20 protein-coding genes are annotated in these 21,566 nt (G+C 59.2%); 9 read left to right on the top strand and 11 right to left on the bottom strand.

Going from position 1 to position 21,566, the window contains the following annotated elements; all coding sequences use genetic code 11:
* Positions 1 to 100: 100 nt before the first annotated feature.
* The 4 genes from AB5Y84_RS02475 (at position 101) to AB5Y84_RS02490 (ending at position 4,926) form a co-directional block, all read left to right on the top strand.
* Positions 101 to 1,498: a TolC family protein gene (locus tag AB5Y84_RS02475; protein ID WP_368176298.1), complete on the top strand. Its 1,398-nt coding sequence runs from the start codon at positions 101 to 103 to the stop codon at positions 1,496 to 1,498.
* Between the two features lie 73 nt (positions 1,499 to 1,571).
* A complete protein-coding gene (locus AB5Y84_RS02480) occupies positions 1,572 to 2,576 on the top strand; it encodes an HlyD family secretion protein (RefSeq protein ID WP_368176299.1) in 1,005 nt (334 codons plus the stop codon).
* Positions 2,576 to 3,730, top strand: coding sequence for an ABC transporter permease (locus tag AB5Y84_RS02485; RefSeq protein WP_368176300.1), 1,155 nt, complete (start codon positions 2,576 to 2,578; stop codon positions 3,728 to 3,730). The genes AB5Y84_RS02480 and AB5Y84_RS02485 overlap by 1 nt, the downstream gene beginning before the upstream one ends.
* The gene (locus AB5Y84_RS02490) at positions 3,730 to 4,926 is read left to right on the top strand and encodes an ABC transporter permease (protein WP_368176301.1); all 1,197 of its coding nucleotides are present in this window, start codon (positions 3,730 to 3,732) and stop codon (positions 4,924 to 4,926) included. The genes AB5Y84_RS02485 and AB5Y84_RS02490 overlap by 1 nt, the downstream gene beginning before the upstream one ends.
* Positions 4,927 to 5,036: 110 nt before the next feature.
* Here the strand turns inward: AB5Y84_RS02490 and AB5Y84_RS02495 are convergent, their stop codons facing one another.
* From AB5Y84_RS02495 to AB5Y84_RS02505, 3 genes are all read right to left on the bottom strand, one after another.
* Positions 5,037 to 5,672, bottom strand: coding sequence for an SDR family oxidoreductase (locus AB5Y84_RS02495; RefSeq protein ID WP_368176302.1), 636 nt, complete (start codon positions 5,670 to 5,672; stop codon positions 5,037 to 5,039).
* A gap of 133 nt (positions 5,673 to 5,805) precedes the next feature.
* A complete protein-coding gene (locus AB5Y84_RS02500; protein WP_064341084.1) occupies positions 5,806 to 6,660 on the bottom strand; it encodes a DnaA/Hda family protein in 855 nt (284 codons plus the stop codon).
* Between the two features lie 71 nt (positions 6,661 to 6,731).
* Positions 6,732 to 7,430, bottom strand: a complete 699-nt coding sequence (locus AB5Y84_RS02505) for a DnaT-like ssDNA-binding domain-containing protein (protein WP_368176303.1) — start codon at positions 7,428 to 7,430, stop codon at positions 6,732 to 6,734.
* A gap of 237 nt (positions 7,431 to 7,667) precedes the next feature.
* Here AB5Y84_RS02505 and AB5Y84_RS02510 point away from each other — a divergent pair, with 237 nt between their 5' ends.
* Positions 7,668 to 8,639 carry a response regulator gene (locus AB5Y84_RS02510; RefSeq protein WP_368176304.1) on the top strand — a complete coding sequence of 324 codons (972 nt, stop codon included), beginning with the start codon at positions 7,668 to 7,670 and terminating at the stop codon, positions 8,637 to 8,639.
* 74 nt (positions 8,640 to 8,713) lie between these two features.
* Here the strand turns inward: AB5Y84_RS02510 and AB5Y84_RS02515 are convergent, their stop codons facing one another.
* The 5 genes from AB5Y84_RS02515 to AB5Y84_RS02535 all read right to left on the bottom strand — a co-directional run bounded on the left by AB5Y84_RS02515 (position 8,714) and on the right by AB5Y84_RS02535 (position 15,471).
* Entirely contained in the window at positions 8,714 to 10,111 is a 1,398-nt protein-coding gene (locus AB5Y84_RS02515) for a peptide MFS transporter (RefSeq protein ID WP_368176305.1), read from the bottom strand.
* A gap of 213 nt (positions 10,112 to 10,324) precedes the next feature.
* Positions 10,325 to 11,236, bottom strand: coding sequence for a UTP--glucose-1-phosphate uridylyltransferase GalU (galU, locus tag AB5Y84_RS02520; protein WP_005339121.1), 912 nt, complete (start codon positions 11,234 to 11,236; stop codon positions 10,325 to 10,327).
* A 96-nt stretch (positions 11,237 to 11,332) separates the two neighbouring features.
* A complete protein-coding gene (locus tag AB5Y84_RS02525; protein WP_040065014.1) occupies positions 11,333 to 11,653 on the bottom strand; it encodes a ComEA family DNA-binding protein in 321 nt (106 codons plus the stop codon).
* 380 nt (positions 11,654 to 12,033) lie between these two features.
* Complete coding sequence (pta, locus tag AB5Y84_RS02530; RefSeq protein WP_005339119.1) at positions 12,034 to 14,214, bottom strand: phosphate acetyltransferase; 2,181 nt, start codon at positions 14,212 to 14,214, stop codon at positions 12,034 to 12,036.
* 54 nt (positions 14,215 to 14,268) lie between these two features.
* On the bottom strand, positions 14,269 to 15,471 hold the full coding sequence (locus tag AB5Y84_RS02535; protein ID WP_005339118.1) for an acetate kinase: 1,203 nt from the start codon (positions 15,469 to 15,471) through the stop codon (positions 14,269 to 14,271).
* Positions 15,472 to 15,775: 304 nt separating this feature from the next.
* Between AB5Y84_RS02535 and yfbV the strand changes: the two genes are divergently transcribed.
* Entirely contained in the window at positions 15,776 to 16,216 is a 441-nt protein-coding gene (gene yfbV, locus AB5Y84_RS02540; RefSeq protein ID WP_005339116.1) for a terminus macrodomain insulation protein YfbV, read from the top strand.
* Positions 16,217 to 16,275: 59 nt separating this feature from the next.
* On the opposite strand, the gene AB5Y84_RS02545 is transcribed toward yfbV, so the two are convergent.
* From AB5Y84_RS02545 to AB5Y84_RS02555, 3 genes are all read right to left on the bottom strand, one after another.
* Positions 16,276 to 16,776: a YfbU family protein gene (locus AB5Y84_RS02545; RefSeq protein ID WP_368176306.1), complete on the bottom strand. Its 501-nt coding sequence runs from the start codon at positions 16,774 to 16,776 to the stop codon at positions 16,276 to 16,278.
* A 163-nt stretch (positions 16,777 to 16,939) separates the two neighbouring features.
* Positions 16,940 to 17,404, bottom strand: a complete 465-nt coding sequence (gene bcp, locus AB5Y84_RS02550; protein ID WP_005358255.1) for a thioredoxin-dependent thiol peroxidase — start codon at positions 17,402 to 17,404, stop codon at positions 16,940 to 16,942.
* A gap of 24 nt (positions 17,405 to 17,428) precedes the next feature.
* A complete protein-coding gene (locus AB5Y84_RS02555; RefSeq protein WP_064337273.1) occupies positions 17,429 to 17,962 on the bottom strand; it encodes a glycine cleavage system protein R in 534 nt (177 codons plus the stop codon).
* A gap of 205 nt (positions 17,963 to 18,167) precedes the next feature.
* Here AB5Y84_RS02555 and dapA point away from each other — a divergent pair, with 205 nt between their 5' ends.
* The 3 genes from dapA to AB5Y84_RS02570 all read left to right on the top strand — a co-directional run bounded on the left by dapA (position 18,168) and on the right by AB5Y84_RS02570 (position 21,446).
* On the top strand, positions 18,168 to 19,055 hold the full coding sequence (gene dapA, locus AB5Y84_RS02560; protein WP_005349232.1) for a 4-hydroxy-tetrahydrodipicolinate synthase: 888 nt from the start codon (positions 18,168 to 18,170) through the stop codon (positions 19,053 to 19,055).
* The gene (bamC, locus tag AB5Y84_RS02565; protein WP_005349235.1) at positions 19,048 to 20,175 is read left to right on the top strand and encodes an outer membrane protein assembly factor BamC; all 1,128 of its coding nucleotides are present in this window, start codon (positions 19,048 to 19,050) and stop codon (positions 20,173 to 20,175) included. The genes dapA and bamC overlap by 8 nt, the downstream gene beginning before the upstream one ends.
* Positions 20,176 to 20,342: 167 nt before the next feature.
* A complete protein-coding gene (locus AB5Y84_RS02570) occupies positions 20,343 to 21,446 on the top strand; it encodes a phosphoribosylaminoimidazolesuccinocarboxamide synthase (RefSeq protein WP_368176307.1) in 1,104 nt (367 codons plus the stop codon).
* Positions 21,447 to 21,566 lie beyond the last annotated feature (120 nt).

Consider the following 21,566-nt stretch of genomic DNA (forward strand, 5'->3'; position numbering starts at 1 on the left):
AATTGTCAGTCCACTTGCAGGCCCGCTTTGCGTTATGATAGCTGGCTTAAATCGAGCAAATGCTCCAAACATTTATGCAACAAAAGCGGATTGGGGATCTATGACGTCAAGGTTCATTAAATCACTCTGGCCGTGTCTGATGGGGGCCGTGCTGGGGTCGGCGCAGGCGCAAACCATCAGTTTTGGCGAAGCCTGGACCCGGGTCATCCAGCAGGATGAAGGGCTGGCTGCCGAGCAGGCCGGGGTCGATCGGGCCAAGCAGCTGCGCGAGGCGGCCAAGGATATGTATCTGCCCAAGGTGGATCTGGGGGCCAGCTATACCCATCTTGATCAGCCGATTGAACTTGATGCCCTCGATCTCAATCCGCTGGCCAAGCAGAAAGATCTGATCCTGGCACTCGGCAGCCTGTTCGGGGTCGGAGCCAACGCATTTGTCACCCCCCTGACCAAACAGAATGTGGTGACCAGCTCGGTCAAGATGCTCTGGCCGCTGTTTGCCGGTGGTCGCATCGATGCGGCGCAGGATATCCGCCAGGCGCAGGTGAGCGAGGCGCAACAGCTGCTGGTGCTCAAGGAGCAGTCCACTTTCGAGAGCCTCTCCCAGACCTATTTCGGCGTGGTGCTGGCTGCTCAGGTGGTGCAGACCAAACAGGAGATCGAAGAGGGGCTGGCCCACCATCTGGATCATGCCAAGAAGCTAGAAGCGCAGGGCCAGATAGCCAGGGTGGAGCGTCTCTCCGCCCAGTCGGCCTATGACAGAGCGCGCATCGATACCCAGAAGGCGCGCCGCAGCCTCGAGATCGCCGAACTGGCCCTCGGCCGCATGCTGAAGTTGCCAAATGCCCAGCCGGGCAGCGGCCTGTTCGTCAACAAGGAGCTGCCGCGCCTCGAGGGGTTGGTGAGCCAGACCCTGGAGGTGCACCCCGGTCTCAAGCTGCTCATTGCCAAGAAGGAGCAGGCCAAGGGGATGATCCGGGTCGAGCAGGGCAAATATGCCCCCGAGGTGTTCCTGTTCGGCAACTACAACCTCTATGAAGATGATTCGCTCGCCTCCAAGACCGCGCCGGACTGGCTGGTGGGGGTGGGTGTCAGCATGCCGCTGGTGAGTCGCGATGGCCGTTCCGAGACGGTGCAGGCAGCCAAGAGCGCCGAGCTGCAGGTCAATCTGCTGCAGGCCAAGACTCGCGATGATCTGAAGCTGCTGGTGGAGAAGACCTGGCGCGAAGCAGCGCAGGGGCTGGAGGAGTATCAATCCCTCTCTTCCACCCAGGCGTTGGCAGAGGAGAACGTGCTACTGCGGGACAAGGCCTTCGGGCAGGGACTCTCTACCTCCCTTGATGTGGTGGATGCCCAGAACCAGCTGGCGGGGGTGAAGACTCAGCGCGCGGCGGCGGCCTATCAATATGTAGTGTCGCTGGCCCGCCTGCTGGCGCTCTCCGGCCAGATGAACAGTTTCAATCAATATCAGCACGGTCAGGTGATCGAGGTGAACTCATGATCGCACTCCAGTCCGTGCCTTTTTCTATCTCTGTTTCGACCGCCAAGGGTCGCCCGTTTGTCGAGGTGAAGTGATGAGCCATCCCCCCATCAAAAAGAAGATGAGCCAGGGTAAACCGCTGTTGTTGCCGCTGGTGCTGGTGATCCTGGTGGTCTGGCTCGGCTGGCGCTTCTGGCTCGCCTATCAGCCCGAGCCGGTGCATCTGCAAGGGCAGATTGAAGCGCAGCAATATTCGGTCTCCTCCAAGGTGCCGGGCCGCATCGACGAGGTGCTGGTTAAAAAGGGCGATCAGCTGACCAAGGATCAGCTGGTCTTTACCCTGGCGAGCCCCGAGATCGAAGCCAAGCTGAGCCAGGCCAAGGCCGGTGAGGCCGCAGCGGGTGCGCTGGCGCAAGAGGCGGAGAAGGGGGCCCGTGCCCAACAGATCGCCGCTGCCAAGGATCAGTGGCAAAAAGCCAAGGCTGCCGCCCAGCTGCGTGGCAAGACCTATGAGCGGGTTGCCAGCCTGCACCGCGACGGCGTAATGCCGCTGCAAAAACGCGATGAGGCCTGGACCGCATGGCAAGCCGCCCGCTACAGCGAAGGGATGGCGTGGCAGCAGTACCAGATGGCGCTGGAAGGGGCGCGGGAAGAGACCAAGATCGCCGCCCGCGAGAAGGCCAAAATGGCGGCGGGTTCCGTGGCTGAGGTAGAGGCCTATCTGGCCGACACCCGCATCACCAGTCCCCACAATGGTGAAGTGAGTCAGGTGCTGCTGCGTAGCGGCGAGCTGGCGCCGCAAGGCTTCCCTGTGGTGACGCTGCTCGACATGAGCGATGCCTGGGCCCAGTTCCACATCCGTGAAGATCTGTTGCCCCGTTTCACCGTGGATACCGAGTTTGATGCCCGCATCCCGGGCCTTGGCGACCAGATGGTGCGCTTCAAGGTGACCCATGTGGCCGTGATGGGGGATTTCGCCACCTGGCGTGCCACCGATACCCGTCAGGGCTTCGATATGAAGAGCTTCCAGGTGGAGGCTCGCCCGCTGCAACCGGTTGAGGGGCTGCGGGTTGGCATGAGTGTGCTGGTTGAACTCTGATGGGACGTGAATTTCGGCTGCTGTGGCAGGATCCGTTCAGCCGTGCCCTGATGAGCTGGGTACCGCTGCTGCTGATGGGGATCCTCTGCTGGATCTTCTCGGCAGGGCTGGCCCGCGACCTCAAGGTGGGGCTGGTGGATCTCGACCGAAGCGTACTGTCGCGCCAGCTCGCCTTCTCGCTGGATGGCTCGGCCGGGCTCAAGGTGGCCAATCAGTTTGACTCCATCGATGCCGGTGCCCACGCCCTGCGCGGTGGCGACATCTATGCGCTGGTGGTGATCCCCAACCATCTGGAGCGGGATGCCCGCCGGGGTACCCAGCCGCAGGTGACAGTGTTCAACAACGGCCAGTTCATCCTGATCGCCAAGCTGGTCAACTCGGCGCTGGCGCAGGTGGTAGGCACCCTTAACGGTCAGGTCGGTGTGCTGGAGGCGATGGCCGAGGGCAAGGCACTGCCCGGCGCGCTCGGGCAGTCGGTGCCTATCAGCAGTCAGGTCACTGCGCTCTATAACCTCAACTCCAGCTATGCCCAATTTCTGCTGAGCGCCATTCTGCCCGCGGTGTGGCAGATCCTGGTGGTGCTGTTCGGCCTCAATGCGCTGGCCCGTACCGATCGGCTGGGGCTGGACTGGACCACTCGCGGTGTCTGGTTTGGTCTCTGGCGCACCCTGCTGCCCCACGTGCTGATTGGCTGGGGCTGGGGGATAGTCTGGACGCTGCTGCTGTTCAAGGGCTTCTCCTACCCCATGCACGGCAGCTGGCTGGTGCTGGTGGTGGGTCTGGGGCTCGCCTCGGGCGCCTGCGTCACCATGGGAGCCTTCTTTTACGGCATCATCCGGGATCCGGCCCGTGCCCTGTCGCTGGCGGGGGCTTACACTGCGCCCGGTTTTGCCTTTATGGGCGTCACCTTTCCGGTGAGCGCCATGGGGGATTTCGCCCGCTTCTGGCGCAGCCTGTTGCCGGTCTCTCATTATGTCGAGCTGCAGATTGGTCAGAGCAACTACGGTCTGCCAGTCGCATCGGCGTTGCCGCAACTGGGGGCGCTGCTGTTGTTCCTGCTCCCCCTACTGCTGGTGGTACGTCGTTACAAGCAGCAGGCCGAGCTGGCCCGTCAATCAGCCGCAGTGGCGAGCGCCGAAAAGGAGCCTGAGTGATGCTGGGATTTGTCGATCTGTTGCGCCTCGAACTGCGCACCCTGCTGGCGGATCGCGCCATCATGCTGACCCTGTTTGGCGGGGTGATCTTCTACTCGTTTCTCTATCCCCAGCCCTATCTGCATCAGCTGCCGCGGGAAGAGGCGGTGGTGGTGGTCAACGACGATGACAGTCAGCTGTCCCGTCAGCTGGAGTTTATGGCCGATGCCACGCCGCAGGTAAAGCTGGTGGCGCGAGCCAATTCGCTGGCCGAGGCGCGCCAGCTGATGATGGCCGGGGAGGCGAGCGGGATCCTGCACATCCCCAACCACTTCTATCGGGATCTGATGCAGGGCAAGAGCGTCACCCTGAGTTATGCCGGTGATGCCTCCTACTTTCTGGTCTACGGCACCATTGCCGAAGGGCTGGCGCAGGCCGGTGGCACTCTCGCCGCGCAGGTGAAGGTGGCGCGGCTGTTGAGTCACGGTGAGGCGCTGCCACAAGCGGCCATGGGCTGGAATGCGGTGGCCCTCAACGTGGTACCGGTGTTCAACCCCACCATGGGCTATGTGAATTACGTGGTGCCGGCGGTGTTCGTGCTGATCCTCCATCAGGTGTTGCTGATGGGGGCGGGGATCCTGGGGGCGACCCAGAACCAGCGCAGTTGCCGCGGCGAGCATGGTTACTGGCAAAGCGCGCCGGTGTTGCCGCTGCTGCTGGCCAGAACCCTGGTGCTGGCTGGGTTGTTCCTGCTGCCGGTGAGCTACTTCCTCGGCTTCTGTTTCGATCACTACAATATCGCTCGTCATGCAGATCCGGTGCAGCTTTGGCTGTTTGCCCTGCCGTTCCTGCTGGCGACCTGCTGGTTCGGGATTGTGCTGGGGGCGATCTTTACCCGGCGGGATCTGCCCACTCAGGTGGTACTCATATCCTCCCTGCCGCTGGTCTTTCTGGCGGGCTTTATCTGGCCGCTCGAGCTGATCCCTACGCCTCTCAACTGGCTGGCTCAGTGGGTGCCCACTATCCCCGCCATCGAGGGTTTTCTGCGCCTTAACCAGATGGGGGCCGACTTTGCGCAGGTCTCCCGCTACTGGTGGCAGCTGTGGGGTCTGGCGCTGCTTTACGGTGTGCTGGCCTGCCTGTTGCTGCGTTGGCGGCAGCAGTCACTGCCGGTGGCCAGTCAGCCGGTCGTAAAGAGTGAGACGACCGCCGGTTAAGTGGGATGGTGCAAGCGCCCGTGAGATGGTGTGTGCGGTAAAGCGAAAACGGTCAGCCCTTGGGCTGACCGTTTTGTTATGTGGTGGGTATGAGCGATTTTACTGCTGCTTTAGCCGCGCTGGAGCGTGGGATCCCCGATGGCGTAGATCTGCCCCACCGCTGTCTCATCCGCCAGCAGGCGCAGCCCTTGGGCGGCCACATCGGCGCGGCGCACCAGTCCGTGTACCTCCTTGCCCTGACTCAGCTCGGCGCGGCCGGTGGCGTCGCCATCCTGCAGGCCCGCCGGGCGCAGAATGGTCCACACGAGGGAGCTGGTCTGCAGCCAGCTCTCCGCCAGACTCTTGAGACGTACCTCGTGACCGAAGGCGGCGCGTGCCCGCTCCGGCAGATACTGCCAGCTGTCACCACAGCCGAGGGAGGTGACCAGCAGCAGCCGTTTCAGGCCTGCCTGCTCCATGGCATCGATCACATGACGGTTGCCCTGATAGTCCACCGGCGTCGTCTGACGGAAGCTGCCGAGGGTAGAGACAACGTGGGCATCTTGCCCCGCTAGGGCGCACGCCTGCTGCACCGCAGCCGGATCCAGCGCATCCCCCTCGATCACTTCGACCCCCAGCGCATCTAGTTCTGTGGCCATCTCGGGGCTGCGCACCAGCGCAACGACCCGGTGACCCATGTTCAGGGCGTGGTGAGTAAAGGCGCGGCCCAGCCCGCGGCTGGCTCCGAAAATCAGTGTGGTTGGCATAGCTGAGCTCCCTTGGCAAAAGGGGCTAGCCTAGTGGCTTGTTCGCTTGCTGTAAATGAGAGTTGTTTCTATTTGTGAGCTGGCAGGGAGGAGAGAGTGCGAGCCTCCAGCGACTCGCACTCTTTGAGAGGGATCAGCCGTTGTAGTTGCCGATGCTGGGGCGACGGCTTGGGCCGCTCAGGTGGATATCCACCGGATTGAACGCCTTGATCGCCTCATAGCTGAAATCACCGATCGCCTGATGCAGGCTCTGGGGTGTGTGGTTGGTGATGATGATGACGCTCTTTGACAGGTTGCGACGGCGGCGCAGCAGGTGGCCGAGGAAGCTGGACTGGCTCTCCGCCATTTTGGCGCGGTTGGCCGATACCTCGTCGATGATCAGCAGATCCACCTCTTCCAGTGCGCGGCGGTACTGGTTGCGCTCATCCTGGTCGGGGATGACGTTGAAGAACAGCCGATCGACGATGGAGGCCCACTGCTGGAAGATCACCGATTTCTGGTGACGGGCGATCAGCTCATGCGCCACCGCTCCCGCCAGCGTTGACTTGCCGGTGCCGTAGTCGCCGTAGATCAGCATGCAGCCGCCACCGCTCTTCTCCCAGTGCTCGAAGCCGCTGATAAAGTAACGGGCTGTTTCGATGGGGTATTGCAGCGCCGGGTCACCGGCATCCATCTTGTCAAATACCCAGTCGGGGTTGAGGTCGGCCTGGGCGATCAGCTTCTGGATCCGCTCCTGACGGGCCGCTTTCTGCAGCTCGCGCACCTCGGCGTTGGCCTTGGCGTCATACTCCTTGCGCAGAGTCTCGTAGTCATACTGACTGCCGCCGGTCTCTTGTTGCAGGCGACGAATGCGCTCCAGCAGGCCACCCACATGGCGACTCAATTCCGGGTCGTGAATGCGGTGATCCTGCTTGGCCTTGGCGATCTTCTGGCGCTTGGCTTCGATCTCTTCCAGCTCCTGGCGCAGGGGATCTTGCGGGTCAGTCATGGAATGCTCCTTCTGCTCGATCAGGGATGGGTAGACAAGGGGTTGATTCTGCCTGCAGGCGGGGGCCGCTATCAATCATTATCCGACTCCTGCTGCGCTGCGGGTTCTTGCGTCTGCTGTTGGGCCAGTCGCTTGGCCTCTTCAATCATCTGTTGGGCCCGTTTGCTGGGGCCCGACTCTGGCGGGGCCGGCGTCACCTGCTGGTAGCCCTGCACCTCCATCGGTTTGCGACGGGTATAGCGGCGGGTCTTGAGGGCGCGAATGAACTTGAGCATCCATTGATGCTGGGAGTCGAACACCTCGGGGCGCCCCAGCCAGTAGGCGATAAATTCTCCCAGATCCTCTTCGTTATAGCTGGCATCGATCACCCCGCACAGATGGGCGAGGGCGGGCAGCTCTTCGTCCGGGCGCCATTGCAGATGCATCTGGAAGGGGCGTTCCGGCAGCGGGCTGCGCAATTTCTGGGTCAGTAGCGGCAACCGGAACGGGCACTGATGGTAGTGCTCACTCTCTGGCTGGGCCTCGATTTGCAGCAGGCCCGCCTCCATCAGTTCATCGAACAGCTCGGTGAGCTGGCGGGCATTGACCTGAAACGAGAAGCCGCAGGGATCACCCGGATCGGCCACCGCCAGCGCCCGACCCAGCTCGGGATAGTTGAGCCTGGCCGCCTGATTTTCCAGCACCAGTCGGCGCAGCTGCAGGGTATAGAGACTGCGAGCCGGATGGGACAATCTGGGGTGGGCAAGGGCGCTGTATTCGGCTGGGGTCATGGTCTTCTTCACGAGCTGGAGTGGGGGCATTATCCCTTATGGCGCCCACTTGCACAATTCGCATGGGGTTGCGACATAACGAGGAGATACGGCACTGCTATGTGGTTGTTAATAGAGCTATCTGTATTTCAGAATCTGACCAAGGTCTATTTTTGACACATCGTTTCCGCGGATACCGGACTTTTGAACTAGTCTTAATACCTAAATAACCAATTGACTAATAAGAGCTTTATCAAGATGTTAAGAGCCGGGCTACGGATCCTGATGGTGGAGGACGAAGCTGTTTTTCGCCACTCGTTAGTGAGTTACCTCGCACGGGACGGGGCAACGGTGTTTCAGGCCGAAGATGGTATTGAGGGGCTATCGGCGGCGGCCCTCTACCATCCCGATGTAGTGTTGTGCGATCTCAATATGCCCAATATGAATGGCCACGAGGTGATCGCCTGCCTCTCTGCGCGCTATCCCCATATTCCGGTTATCGTTATTTCGGCCCAGAGCACCATGGAGGCGGTTGCCAGCGCCTTGCGTGCCGGTGCGCGGGACTATCTGCTCAAACCCCTCGAGGATTACGCGCTGGTCGAGCGCAGTATCGAACAGTGTCTCAACGGCAGCGCCAACCGGGCGCAGCAGCTTGAGCTGATGGATCACATCGACTATTTCAGTGCCCACGACAAGGCGGCCAGCCGCCTGCTGGCGGGGCTCAAGCCGCCGGGCTTGCAGGAGTGGGGCCCCTGGCAGGTTACGTTCAAGGGGCTGGGTCAGTTGTTTATTCCCGATACCTTCAAGGTGGAAGACAAGCTGCTGGTGCTGGTGATGGAGCTGCCGATCATGGGGACGGATGCGGCATTTTGTGGGGCACTGGTGCGCTCCTTGATGAACGTCCCCTATCGCCAGTTTCAGCAGAACGAGAGCCGGTTGCTGAGCCAGCCGCACCGGTTGCTCGACTACCTCAACCATCAGTTGATGGCGTCCGGGCTTCGCCACTCTTTTGCCATGGCGGCGCTGCTGTTTGATCTGCATGATGGGTTGGTGTTTGCCAACGCAGGGCTCACCTCTCCCCACTGGCTGATGCGCTCCGGCGGGCTACCCCTTGGTCTGATGCGCAGCAGCCACTACGCCCTGCACAAACGTAGCTGGCATGAACCGTTCGCCCTGCAGTTTCGCAGCGACAGCGGCGGCTCGCTGGATGTGCAGGTTCGTCATCACTGATGCCGCCTGATAAACAGGCCAAAACAAACAGGGCGCCGATGGGCGCCCTGTTTGTTGTTTACAATCCTGACCGTTTAGACGGTGGCGGATTGCAGTTTCTTCTCTTGAACTTGCGGCTCTTTGGCCGGGCCTTCGGCACCGTGCATCCAGTAGACCAGGCGGTTGGCCATGGTCAGCAGGATCAGGGCGCTCAGTATCGCAGCCAAGGCGATGCCACCGAAGATGGCGATCGGACCGGCTTCACCCACGAAGGAGCCGATAAAGCCCGCAGCGTAGTTGGCCAGGGCAACGAAGCCAAACCAGGCGCCCATCATCAGGGAAGCCAGACGCAGCGGAGCTAGCTTGGTCACCATGGAGAGGCCGATCGGGGAGAGGCAGAGCTCGCCCAAGGTGTGGAACAGGTAAGCACCTACCAGCCAGAACATGGAGGTCTTGACGGTGTTGTCACCACCCTGCTGCAGCACGGCACCGACCATGAACAGGAAGCCGATAGCCAGGAACAGCAGACCCATGGCGAATTTCACCGGAGAGTTCGGCTCTTTCTTGCCGAGCTTGATCCAGATGGCCGCAACGACCGGTGCCAGGGTGATAATGAAGAAGGGGTTCAGGGACTGGAACCAGGCGGTCGGCACTTCGAAGCTGCCGATCATGCGGTCGGTATACTCCTGGGTGTAGAGGTTCATCAGACCACCGGCCTGCTCGAAACCGGCCCAGAAGATGATGGTGAACAGACCCAGTACCAGAATAACCTTGATGCGATCCACTTCCTGCTTGGTCAGCGGTGCTTTCTGCTCGGTAGTACGCAGGGCGGCTGCGCGCTGGGCGGCAGTGACGCGACCGATGTCACCCAGGAAACGCTGGGCCATGGTGGCCTGGATCACCAGAGAGAGCAGCATACCGATACCGGCGCCGACGAAGGCAGCTTGCCAGCCGTAGGCCGTAGCGGCAGCACCACAGATCACGCCTGCCAGCAGGGAACCCAGGTTGATACCCATGTAGAAGATGGTGAAAGCACCATCACGGCGGTGATCGCCCTCTTCATAGAGGTCACCCACCATGGTGGAGATGTTCGGCTTGAACAGGCCATTACCCACGATCAGCAACGCGAGGCCCGTGTAGAACATGGTGTTGACCATATCCGGGAACATAGCGTGGGGCAGTGCCAGGGTGAACTGACCTGCGGCCATCAGCACGGCACCGATCAGGATGGCGCGACGTTGACCCAGGAAGGTGTCAGCCAGCCAGCCGCCGATCAGCGGAGTGATATAAACCAGACCGGTATAGATACCGTAGAGTTTGAGGGCATCTGCCTGACTCCAGCCCAGACCGCCGTTGGCAGTCAGGTCGGTCAGATAGAGCACCAGTACGGCACGCATGCCGTAATAGGAGAATCTCTCCCACAGTTCGGTACTAAAGAGCAAAAAAAGCCCTTTAGGGTGACCTAAAAAGGTCCCTTTTGACGGGTTATTCATTGGAACTTCCACCTGTGTCTTATATTTTTTTGAGTTTTTTATGCAAGGGCGAGAAACACGCCTCAATCCTTATAGAGCATGTGTGAATAAATTACAACATTATGATTTGCTGAGAGTTTATTTACTCTTGATTGATTTTTTGTTGCAAAAATGAAAAAGGGGCATCATTTGATGCCCCTTAAATACGTCTATAAAAAACAGATTTATCAGCGATTACAACTGCTTGACGAACTGCTTCAGCCAGCCGATGAATTCACCATTCAGCTCGTGATGGCGCACACCATATTCCACATTGGCTTTCATGTAGCCCAGCTTGCTGCCGCAATCGTGGCTCTTGCCCTTCATGAAGTAGGCGTTGACCTGCTCCTGCTCCATCAGCATGGCGATGGCATCGGTCAGCTGTATCTCGTCACCGGCACCGGCCGGGGTCTTCTCCAGCAGCGGCCAGATATTGGAGGAGAGGACGTAACGACCCACCACCGCCAGATTGGAGGGGGCTTCGTCACGGGGCGGCTTCTCGACAATGGCCTGCATCGGCAGGGACATCCCCTCGCTCAGGGCCTCGCCCTTGATGTCGGCGATGCCGTACTTGTCCACTTCGCTCTCGGGAACCGCTTCCACCATGATCTGGCTGATCTGGTTCTCTTCGAACATGTGCACCATCTCGGCCAGGTTGTCTTTTTTCGGGTCGCTGGCCACTTCATCAATCAGTACATCCGGCAGCAGCACGGCGAAGGGGTTGTCACCGATCAGCGGGCGGGCACACAACACCGCGTGGCCCAGACCTTTGGCCTCCCCCTGACGGACGTGCATGATGGTGACGTCTTTCGGGCAGATCTGTTGCACCTCTTCCAGCAGCTGACGCTTGACCCGCTTCTCGAGGGTAGCTTCCAGTTCGAAACTCTTGTCGAAGTGGTTTTCGATGGAGTTCTTGCTTGAGTGGGTGACCAGCACGATCTCTTTGATACCGGCGGCGATGGCTTCGCGCACTACGTACTGGATCAGCGGTTTGTCGACCACCGGCAGCATCTCTTTCGGGATAGCCTTGGTGGCTGGCAGCATACGGGTACCCAAACCGGCTACCGGGAGCACGGCCTTGCGAACTGTCAGAGGAGTCTTTTTCATGGAAAACTATCCAGCGGGATTAAAGTGCGGCCATGATACTCCAAGAAAAATGGGGCAGCCACAGGCTGCCCCATTTGCATATGCAGTGCTCGGACGTTATTTGACGATGATCATGTCACGGTTGGCTTCCAGCGTGGCTGGGCCAATGCCATTGACATCTGCCAGCTGATCGACCGAGGTGAACTTTCCCTGTTTTTCCCGATAGTCGACGATGGCCTGTGCCTTCTTGTCGCCAATCCCTTTCAGGCTGGTGAGTTCGGCAAGGGTGGCCGTATTGATATTCAGCTTGCCGGACTCCTTGGCGACCGCGGTCGTGGTTGTTTGCTTGGGCGTTGCCTTATCTGCGGCCAGCACGGGTTGGCTGAACAGGGGCAAGCAGGCCAGCAGCATGATTGCAGAGAACTTCTTCATCAGCATTTCCATTCCTCCATGATGTTGGATTTTGCCGAGTGGGCACTTTGAGAAATAGCGTATCGAACGGGTCTTTTTCACTGCTATTTCTAACAGGTCAAATTCTCATGCCGATGGTGGCGGATTTGCTATAAGCGCTTAGCCATGAATGCCGCCGTATAGCCAACCTTATGATCTGGAATGTATTTCAGATGCATCTTTGATTTGACGAGCAGACTTCCCCGAGATGCTCTGCTCAAACCGTTGTGGAGGTGCCGGATGGAATTATTCTGCTCCACAAAGTGCGGATGGCATGTTTCACTGGTCTTCAAAGAGAGAACCAATAAAAAAGGCTGCTCACCTGGGGTGAGCAGCCTTTGTGATCGGTTTTTTCAGGCGGATGCTGATTAGGCTTGTTCGTCAGCCTGTGCAGCCTGGATACCGGTCAGGGCGATGGTGTAGACGATGTCGTCAACCAGGGCGCCACGGGAGAGGTCGTTGACCGGCTTGCGCATGCCTTGCAGCATCGGGCCGATGGAGACCAGGTCAGCGGAACGCTGTACCGCCTTGTAGGTGGTGTTACCTGTGTTCAGGTCAGGGAAGACGAACACAGTAGCTTTACCGGCAACCGGTGAGTTCGGTGCCTTGGACTTGGCCACGTTCTCCATGATGGCCGCGTCGTACTGCAGCGGGCCGTCGATGATGAGATCGGGGCGCTTGGCCTTGGCCAGCTCGGTCGCTTCACGCACTTTCTCTACATCGGCACCGGCGCCAGAGGTACCGGTAGAGTAGGAGATCATGGCTACGCGCGGCTCGATGCCGAACGCGGCAGCAGAGTCGGCGGACTGGATGGCGATTTCGGCCAGCTGCTCGGCAGTCGGATCCGGGTTGATCGCGCAGTCACCGTAGACCAGCACCTGGTCAGGCAGCAGCATGAAGAAGATGGAGGAGATCAGGGAAGAGCCCGGAGCGGTCTTGATGATCTGCATCGGCGGACGGATGGTGTTGGCAGTGGTGTGCACCGCGCCGGATACCAGGCCGTCAACTTCATTGCGCTCCAGCATCATGGTACCCAGTACCACGTTGTCTTCCAGTTGCTCGCGAGCAACCACTTCGGTCATGCCCTTGTTCTTGCGCAGCTCGACCAGACGCGGCACATAGCGTTCGCGCACAACGGCCGGATCGATGATTTCGACGCGATCGGTCAGAACAACACCCTGCTGTTCGGCAACGCGACGGATCTCTTCCGGGTTACCCAGCAGCACCGGACGGGCAATGCCACGCTCGGCACAGATGGCGGCAGCCTTGATGGTGCGCGGCTCGTCGCCTTCCGGCAGCACGACACGCTTGTTGGCCTGACGGGCCAGCTCGGTCAGCTGATAACGGAATGCCGGCGGGCTCAGACGACGGGAACGGGTAGAGCTGACGGTCAGCGACTCGATCCAGTGCTTGTCGATGTGGCCAGCCACATAGTCCTGCACCAGCTCGATACGCTCGCGGTCATCTTCCGGAATATCGACGTTGAAGTTCTGCAGGCTGACGGCGGTCTGCCAGGTGTTGGTACCGGTCATCATGATCGGCAGGCCGGTGGCCATGGCCTGTTGGCACAGCGCCATTACCTGCGGCTCCGGATGGTAGTTACCGGTCAGCAGCAGGGCGCCCAGCTTGACGCCGTTCATGGCGGAGAGGCAGGCAGAGACGATGACGTCAGAGCGGTCGCCGGAGGTGACCAGCAGGCTGCCCGGACGGAAGTGCTCGACCATGTTGTGGATGGAGCGGGCACAGAAGGTCACGGTCTGCAGGCGGCGGCTGTCCAGCTCGCCCTTGTGCAGGATCTTGGCGGCCAGATGCTTGGCGAGATCCTTGGCGCGCGGGGCGATCAGCTGGGTGTTCCAGGGGATGCAACCCAGGATGCGCAGGGGGCTCTTGCCGAACACTTGCAGCACTTCCAGGTTGTGAGCCGCGTCAGAAGCGTGGTGATGGGCTTCGAACATCTCGGTCAGGTCAGGGCGGGTTACGCCATGCTCGTCAACCGGCGCGCCCACCTTGTTGATCACGCAACCAACAATGCGGGGGTTGTTGACACCACCGAAGTTGGAGCAGGCCAGCTCGATGCGCTCTTTCAGCTTCTGGCTGGAGTCATGGCCCGGATGGGTCACGAATACCATGTCGGCATCCAGAGCTTTAGCGACGTCGTAGTTCAGCTTGTTGGCAAAGGGCTGCTTGTCGGTCGGCACCATACCTTCGACAACCAGCACTTCGGCACCACTGGATTTCACGTGCTCTTCGAAGCGGGCAACAATCTCTTCCAGCAGGATGTCGGTGTTGCTGGAGCTGATCATGTTCTCGGCGTAGGAGAGGGTGAAGGGCTCGGGCGGATTGATGTTGGCAGCAGCGCGGATAACGGCGGTTGAGCGCTCGGCACCGGTTTCACCCGGACGCGGCTGGGCAACCGGTTTGAAGAAGCTGACATTGACACCGTGACGTTCCATGGCGCGAACAACGCCCAGACTCACGGAAGTTACGCCGACACCAGTGCCGACCGGGATAAGCATAATAGTGCGTGCCACTTTATACCCCTTGTTCATTTTTTGGGATCAGGAAAAGGCCGCCCTGTGGGCGGCCTCGAGTTACTGCGTCAATTAAGCGCCGACCAGTTCCAGCGCGTCGTGGGCGATAACCCACTCTTCGTTGGTCGGGATAACCAGGGCCTTGGTAGAACCAGCCTTGGTGATCTCGCCACCCTTGCCGAAACGAGCCTTCAGGTTGGCGTCGTGATCAACGTCAAAGCCCAGCAGACCCAGCTTGTTCAGGGTGATTTCACGGATCGGGGCGGAGTTTTCACCGATACCACCGGTGAAAACAACGGCGTCCAGACGACCGTCCATGGCGGCAGCGTAGGCGCCGATGTACTTGGCCAGGCGATAGCAGTACACGTCCATAGCACGCTTGGCTTCTTCTTTGCTGTCGTAGTTGTCTTCAACGAAACGGCAGTCGGAGGTCACTTCAGTCAGACCCTGCAGGCCGGACTCTTTGGTCAGCATGGTGTTGATATCGGCCACGCTCATGCCCAGCTTGTCGTGCAGGAAGAAGATGATGGCCGGGTCCAGATCGCCGGAGCGGGTACCCATCACCAGACCTTCCAGCGGAGTCAGACCCATAGAGGTATCAACGGATTTGCCGTTCTTGATGGCGCAGACGGAACCGCCGTTGCCCAGGTGGCAGTTGATGATGTTCAGCTCTTCAACCGGCTTGTTCAGCTGCTTGGCTGCTTCCAGGCTGATGTAGTAGTGGCTGGTGCCGTGAGCGCCGTAGCGACGGATGCCGTTCTCTTTGTAGAGTTTGTACGGCAGAGCGTACAGGAAGGCTTCTTCCGGCATGGACTGGTGGAACGCGGTATCGAATACGGCCACGTTCTTGTCAGCCAGCGCCGGGAATACGCGGCGGGCTTCACGGATACCGATCAGGTGAGCCGGGTTGTGCAGCGGCGCGTACGGAACGGCGGCTTCGATGCCGGCGATCACGTCGTCACAGATAACGACGGAAGAGGTGAAGCGCTCACCGCCGTGAACAACACGGTGACCGATGGCGATCAGGTTCTTGGACAGTTCCGGGTTGAGCGGCAGGATCTTGTTGACGATGAAGTCCAGCGCTTCCTGGTGAGCGGCACCCGCGCCCAGATCGGCACTGCCTTTCTCGCCATTCAGTTTCCACTTGATGCGGGCGTCGTCGAGGTTGAAGCACTCGGCCAGGCCGGACAGCAGGTCATCACCGGTGGTTGCGTCAATGACGGCAAACTTCAGGGAAGAGCTGCCACAGTTAAGAACAAGAACCAGCTTACTCATGAATAAATCCTATCGCAGATTGGGTTGTGTAGGCGGATGCGTTGGACGCGGTGCGGCCAAAAACTTTCAACTTATCCTTATGAGGGTTGGCAATCTGTTGCTTGCCCCTTGTATAGTGATACAAGACCCGAAATCCAGACGTCCCTGACAGGTCAATAGCAAGAAGCTTTTGACGCAAAAATGGGCGTACAAAGGATAACCCGATTGTTGAAAAATAACAAAGTCATCCTCAACCTTTGTTACTTTGCATCAAATTTTGTCGAGGTTTTGCCGTTAGTACGTTCAAAAAGCGCTCGGAGGTAGTATGAGCATGAACATTTTTGGAACTAAGTTACAGCAAGGCCGCCATTATATGACGCTTTGGCCGCGCCGTCCCGAGCTCAATTCGATGTTTCCTGAAAATCGGGTGATCAAGGCGACCGAGTTCGCCCTCAAGGTGATCCCCGCGCTGGCGGTGCTGAGCGTGATGCTGCAGTTCCAGTTTGGTGAGCTGCACTACTGGCCTTCCGTCATCACCTCCGTGCTGTTTCTGCTCAGCTTGCCGCTGCAGGGTTACTACTGGCTCGGCCAGCGTGCCGATACCCGCTTGCCCCCGTCGCTGGCGAGCTGGTATCGGGAGATCAACGGCAAGATGAACGAGCAGGGCGGCCGCCGTCAGCTGGTGTCACAGCCGCGCTATGAAGAGCTGGCCGATACCCTCAAGGCTGCGTTTCAGCAGCTCGATAAATCGTTTCTCTACGAATAACCCGATTCAGATGCAAAAAGGCGCCACTGGCGCCTTTTTTGTTGTCTGGTGGTCTGCCATCAGGCAGCCAGCACTTTGCGGATCTCCTGGATGGAGAGCTTGTACTGACGGGGGCACTGACGCCACACCTGCAGCATCCGCTGATACTTGTCGCGCATGGCGATGTCGCTGGAGAGCTCATCGCACGGGCACTTGAGCTCGGGGAAGCGCTTGTCCACCTCCAGCAGGAAGCAGACGTAGTCGGCCAGCTCACGCTCCTGGCTGCGGCTGTAGCCGTTGAACTCCAGCCGACTGGCGTTGAACTCGCCCTGATCGGCGGCATCCAGATTGCCCCATGAGATGGCCAGCGCGTGGTGCAGCTCGAGGGTGTCGATCACCTCCTGGCAGGTCGCCAGATCCAGATGGCCGAAGCTCTTCTCCAGCTCGAGGATCTGCAGGCAGTAGCCGCGCTCGATGATGGTGCTGGCACGCTGGTAGACGTCCGCTTTCTCTGGATTGAGTTTCGCCAGAATTTCGTACTGGTTGCTCAGGATCAAACGCTCAGTGTTGCTCATGTTCATGGGATATCTCGCTGGAAGATGATTCTGGGATCACGTTAACCCATATATAAAATGAATTTTTTGATCTGGGCGGGGGAGTTGGTGAGAAAAATCCGCTGGCAAGGAGCGGCTGAGCAGACGAAAAAGGCCTGCATGGCAGGCCTTTCAATAACGCAGGGGAGGGTTATCCCTTGAGGAAATCCAGTACCACCTGATGGTGATCGCTGGTTTTGAACTTGTCGAAGTGGTGGGCAATCTTGCCCTCTTCGTCGATCAGGAAGCTCTGACGGTGAATGCCGTCATACTCTTTGCCCATGAACTTCTTCGGGCCCCAGACGCCAAAGGCATCGGCGACGGCGTGGTCTTCATCGGCCAGCAGGGTGAAGTTGAGCTGGTCCCGCTCTTCGAACTTTTTCAGACGTTTGGCCGGATCCGGGCTGATGCCAAGCACCACCACATTGAGGGCGGCCAGCTCGGCGTTCACATCGCGCAGGCTGCAGGCCTGGGTGGTGCAGCCGGGGGTCATCGCCTTGGGGTAGAAATAGACCAGCACCTTCTTGCCGCGCAGGCCAGCGAGGCTGACCTGATTGCCATTCTGGTCGGGCAGGGAGAAATCGGGGGCGGGGCTGCCAGCTTGTAGTGGTTGCATGGGGTCTCCTCGGGTAAAACGCCCTCAGGCGTGTTTGCGATTGACGATAAACTCGAACGATTCGGCACCCAGTTGACGACAGAATTCGGCGAAGGCGGTTTGCGAACCTTCCACTTCACCCTCTCTGGCCAGATTGAGCTGAAAACTGATCTTCAGCAGGTTGAACGGCTGCTGCTCCAGGGTCATGGATTGCATCGCCTGAATGTTCCAGCCATGTTCGCTGAAGAACTGGGTGCACTGGCTTACGATGCCGGGCTCGTCGCGGATCAACAGGTCGGCACTGGCGCGGATGTCATACTGCAGGGACTGGTGGCGTTCGGTGCGTTTCATCATGGTGATGAGATCCCACTCCTGGCTACGCAGGGGCAGGCTGATTTCGAGTTGCATCATGCTGTTCCAGTCGCCCGAGAGCAGCATGATAAAGGTAAATTCATTGCCGAAGATGCCAAGGCGGCTGTCCACAATGTTGCAACCACAGCCACTGACGTGGCGGGTCACTTCATTGACGATGCCAGGCCTGTCCGTGCCGATGGCCGTTACGACCAGGTAGTGAGTCATAAATCTTCTCTCGTCCGTTATTTCGTTGCGAAAGCCGCGCTGGCAAGCCAACCCTCCGGCCCTGATGGCCACTCCCTGAGGGACGTTGCCGACTTTCGTCCATTACTTTTTGTTCCGGATGGTATCACGGCTTGCCCCCTCTCTCCCTTGTTTTTCAAAGGGGTCAGCTTTACCATTACGCCCCTGAAAATCGGGAGAAAAGTCCATGTTACGCGGTAGTATTGTTGCGCTCGTTACCCCCATGCTGGCTTCAGGTGAAGTCGATTGGGCCAGTCTGGCCAAACTGGTCGACTATCATGTCAGCGCCGGGACCAGCGCCATTGTTGCGGTGGGGACCACAGGGGAATCGGTGACCCTGAGCGAGCAGGAGCATATCGCCGTCGTTGAAAAGACCGTTGAGTATGCCGCCGGACGTATTCCCGTCATCGCCGGTTGCGGCTCCAACAATACTGCCCATGCCATTGAATTGGCAAAGCGACTGGCCAAAACCGGCGTGGTGGCGGGTCTCTCGGTGACTCCTTACTACAACAAGCCCACTCAGGAAGGTCTCTATCGCCACTATTGTGCGATCGCCGAGGCTAGTGGTCTGCCCCAAATTCTTTATAATGTGCCCGGTCGCACCTGTTGCGATCTCAAACCGGAGACAGTGGCCCGTCTGGCCAAGGTTCCCGGCATTATCGGTTTGAAAGAGGCAACTGGCGATTTGAGCCGCACTCCGCTGCTGCGCGAGCTGTGCGGGCCGGAGTTTGCTCTCTACAGTGGCGACGATGCCACTGGTTGTGATTTTATGCTGCAAGGTGGCGATGGCGTGATTTCGGTCACCACCAATATTGCGGCGGCCCAGATGGCCGACATGTGTCGTGCTGCGCTGGCCGGTGATGCCGGGCAGGCGCATGACATCAACAATCTCTTGATGCCGTTGCACAAGACTCTGTTCTGCGAACCGAGCCCCACCCCGGTGAAATGGGCCTGTGCCCAACTGGGGTTGATTGCAACAGCCACCTTGCGCCTGCCGCTGGTTGACCTCACCCCCGAGGGCGAGCAGCTGATGGCGCGAGCACTGACCACAGCGGAGTTGATGGCGAGTGTTTAAATCTAATGGAAAGGGAAATAGAGCCCGTCTGGTGCTGAGCGTTGCGACTGTGGCCGTATTGGCCGGTTGCAGCACCCCCCAGGATCGCAAAATGGCCAACCGCGACTTCGGTTATGAAGATGCCCGCCTCGAGGGCCGCGCGTTCTTGATCCCCGCAGGATTGAGTGCCCCCACCTTCAACAGCCAGTACGACATCCCGCCGCTTCCCGAAAGCAGCCGTGAAGGTGCCCTCGGCGCCCAGGTCGATGTGCGCCCACCCGCTCAATTGCTGACCGTGGTACCGGGCAGTCAGGTGGTGCAGAGCGCAACCGAACCGACCGTTGCCTTCTATGCCCTGAGCACCAGCCAGAGCGTGGAGCGCGATACCTGGTCGTTCCTGATGAACTTCCTGGCCAAATACAAGGTCACCACCGAGAAGCTGGATCAGCAGGATGGCGTATTGCAGACCGGCTGGTTTGACAACACGGTCGCCCTCGATGGCTGGGGCGAAGATGATGAAGACTTCAAAATCCGTCAGCGTTACCAGTTCACCGTGCGCAACGATGCCCAGCGCCACGCCGTCAACATGTCGGTCCGGGTACTGGATCACGAAGAGACCATCGATGGCGAGACCAGCAACAAGCTGACCCCTGCCGATGCCCAGCGCTATGCCGCGCGAGTGCTGAACCAGTTCTCGCTCTATTACGACAGCCAGCTGAAAGCCCGCGAGCAGCACAAGTCCAACGATGGTATGGGTCTGCAATTGGGTCTGGACAACAACGAACTGAGCGCCTGGATTGCCGAAGGCTCCTTTGACCAGGTGTGGCGTCGCCTCAATCAGGTACTGCCTGCTTACGGTTTCACCATCAAGGATACCCAGCAGTCACTGGGCTGGATCGACGTCGAATACGAAGAGCCGGGCGCCGAGTTCTGGAAGGCGAAAGGGAGCGAGCCGTTCAAACTGGAGGAGGAGAAATACCGCTTCCAGCTTGGCGAAATGGCGGGAGGCAAGACCTCCATCACCCTGTTCGACAAGGACAAGAAGCCGGTATCGTCCGGGGTTATCTCCCAAATGTATATCAGCCTGTCCGAGGCGTTCGCCAAGGGGCTGGCCGATCAGGCAGCAGCAAAAGCAGAATAAATACAGGGGCCTTGTGCCCCTGTTTTGTTATCTGAATCCCTCTGAAAACGCGGGGATTCCAAGCGGTTTTCGATGATGCGAGTCCCCTTGCCAGCCCGTTGCAAACAGAGCGCGCAGGTGAGGAACTCGCGATGTTTACCCCCCACAAACAGGAAGTGTTATTAGCCATGAGTCTTGCAGATCAAGTATTGGCGGTGAATGACGATTTGCCGATCCGTACCGATAAACCTGTCCATTCCGGCAAAGTGCGCAGCGTCTACTGGTTGACCCCCGAAGACAGTGCCCGGCTCATAAAAGAGAAAGGCTATGATGTGCCGGCCGATGCGCCCCTCGCCCTCATGGTGATCAGCGATCGCATCTCGGCCTTCGATTGCATCTGGCAAGGTGTGGATGGCCTGAACGGCGTGCCGGGCAAAGGGGCGGCGCTCAACGCCATCTCCAGCCACTGGTTCAAGCTGTTCAAGGAGAAGGGACTGGCCGACAGCCACATTCTGGATATTCCGCACCCCTTCGTCTGGATCGTGCAAAAAGCCCGTCCGGTGATGATCGAGGCGATTGCCCGCCAATACATCACCGGCTCCATGTGGCGTGCCTACAAGGATGGCGAGCGCGAGTTCTGCGGCATTACCCTGCCGGAAGGGCTGAACAAGGATCAGAAACTGCCGGAGATCCTCATCACCCCTTCCACCAAGGGCGTGCTGACTGGGCTGGATGGCGTGCCGGAAGCCGATGACGTCAACGTCTCCCGTGCCGATATCGAGCGCCACTATAAAGGCTTCAACTTCAGCAAACCGGCCGACATCGACCGCTACGAAGTGCTGCTCAAAGAGGGCTTCAACGTCATTAGCGACGCGCTGGCTGGGCTGGATCAGATCTTCGTCGATACCAAGTTCGAGTTTGGTTACGTCCACGATGCCGCCGGCAACGAGAAGCTGATCTACATGGACGAAGTGGGCACCCCCGACAGCTCCCGTATCTGGGATGGCGCGGCCCTGCGCGATGGCCAGATCGTCGAGAAGTCCAAAGAGGGTTTCCGTCAGTGGCTGCTCAACCACTTCCCGGATCCGGACATCCTGCTCAACAAGAACCGCATGCCGGAACGTTTTGCCCTGGCCCGCGACAACAAGCTGCCGACCGAAGTGATGATGGATATCTCTAACACCTACGTCGGGATCGCCGAGAAGATCATCGGCCACAAGTTGGCGCGTTCTGCCAATCCCAAGCAGGAGATCATCGAGGTGCTGCGCGATCAGTACGGTCTGATCGACTAAGTGTTGCTCTCTTTTTTTGTCGCCAACAAACAAACGTTTGCTGGTGGCGATGGAGAGAGGCAGAGAAACAGACGGGCCCCGCTATGGGGCCCGTTTTTATTGCTGGTCTGGCGGCAAGCG

This window comes from Aeromonas sp. s11 (assembly GCF_040907945.1).
GTDB lineage: Bacteria > Pseudomonadota > Gammaproteobacteria > Enterobacterales > Aeromonadaceae > Aeromonas > Aeromonas veronii.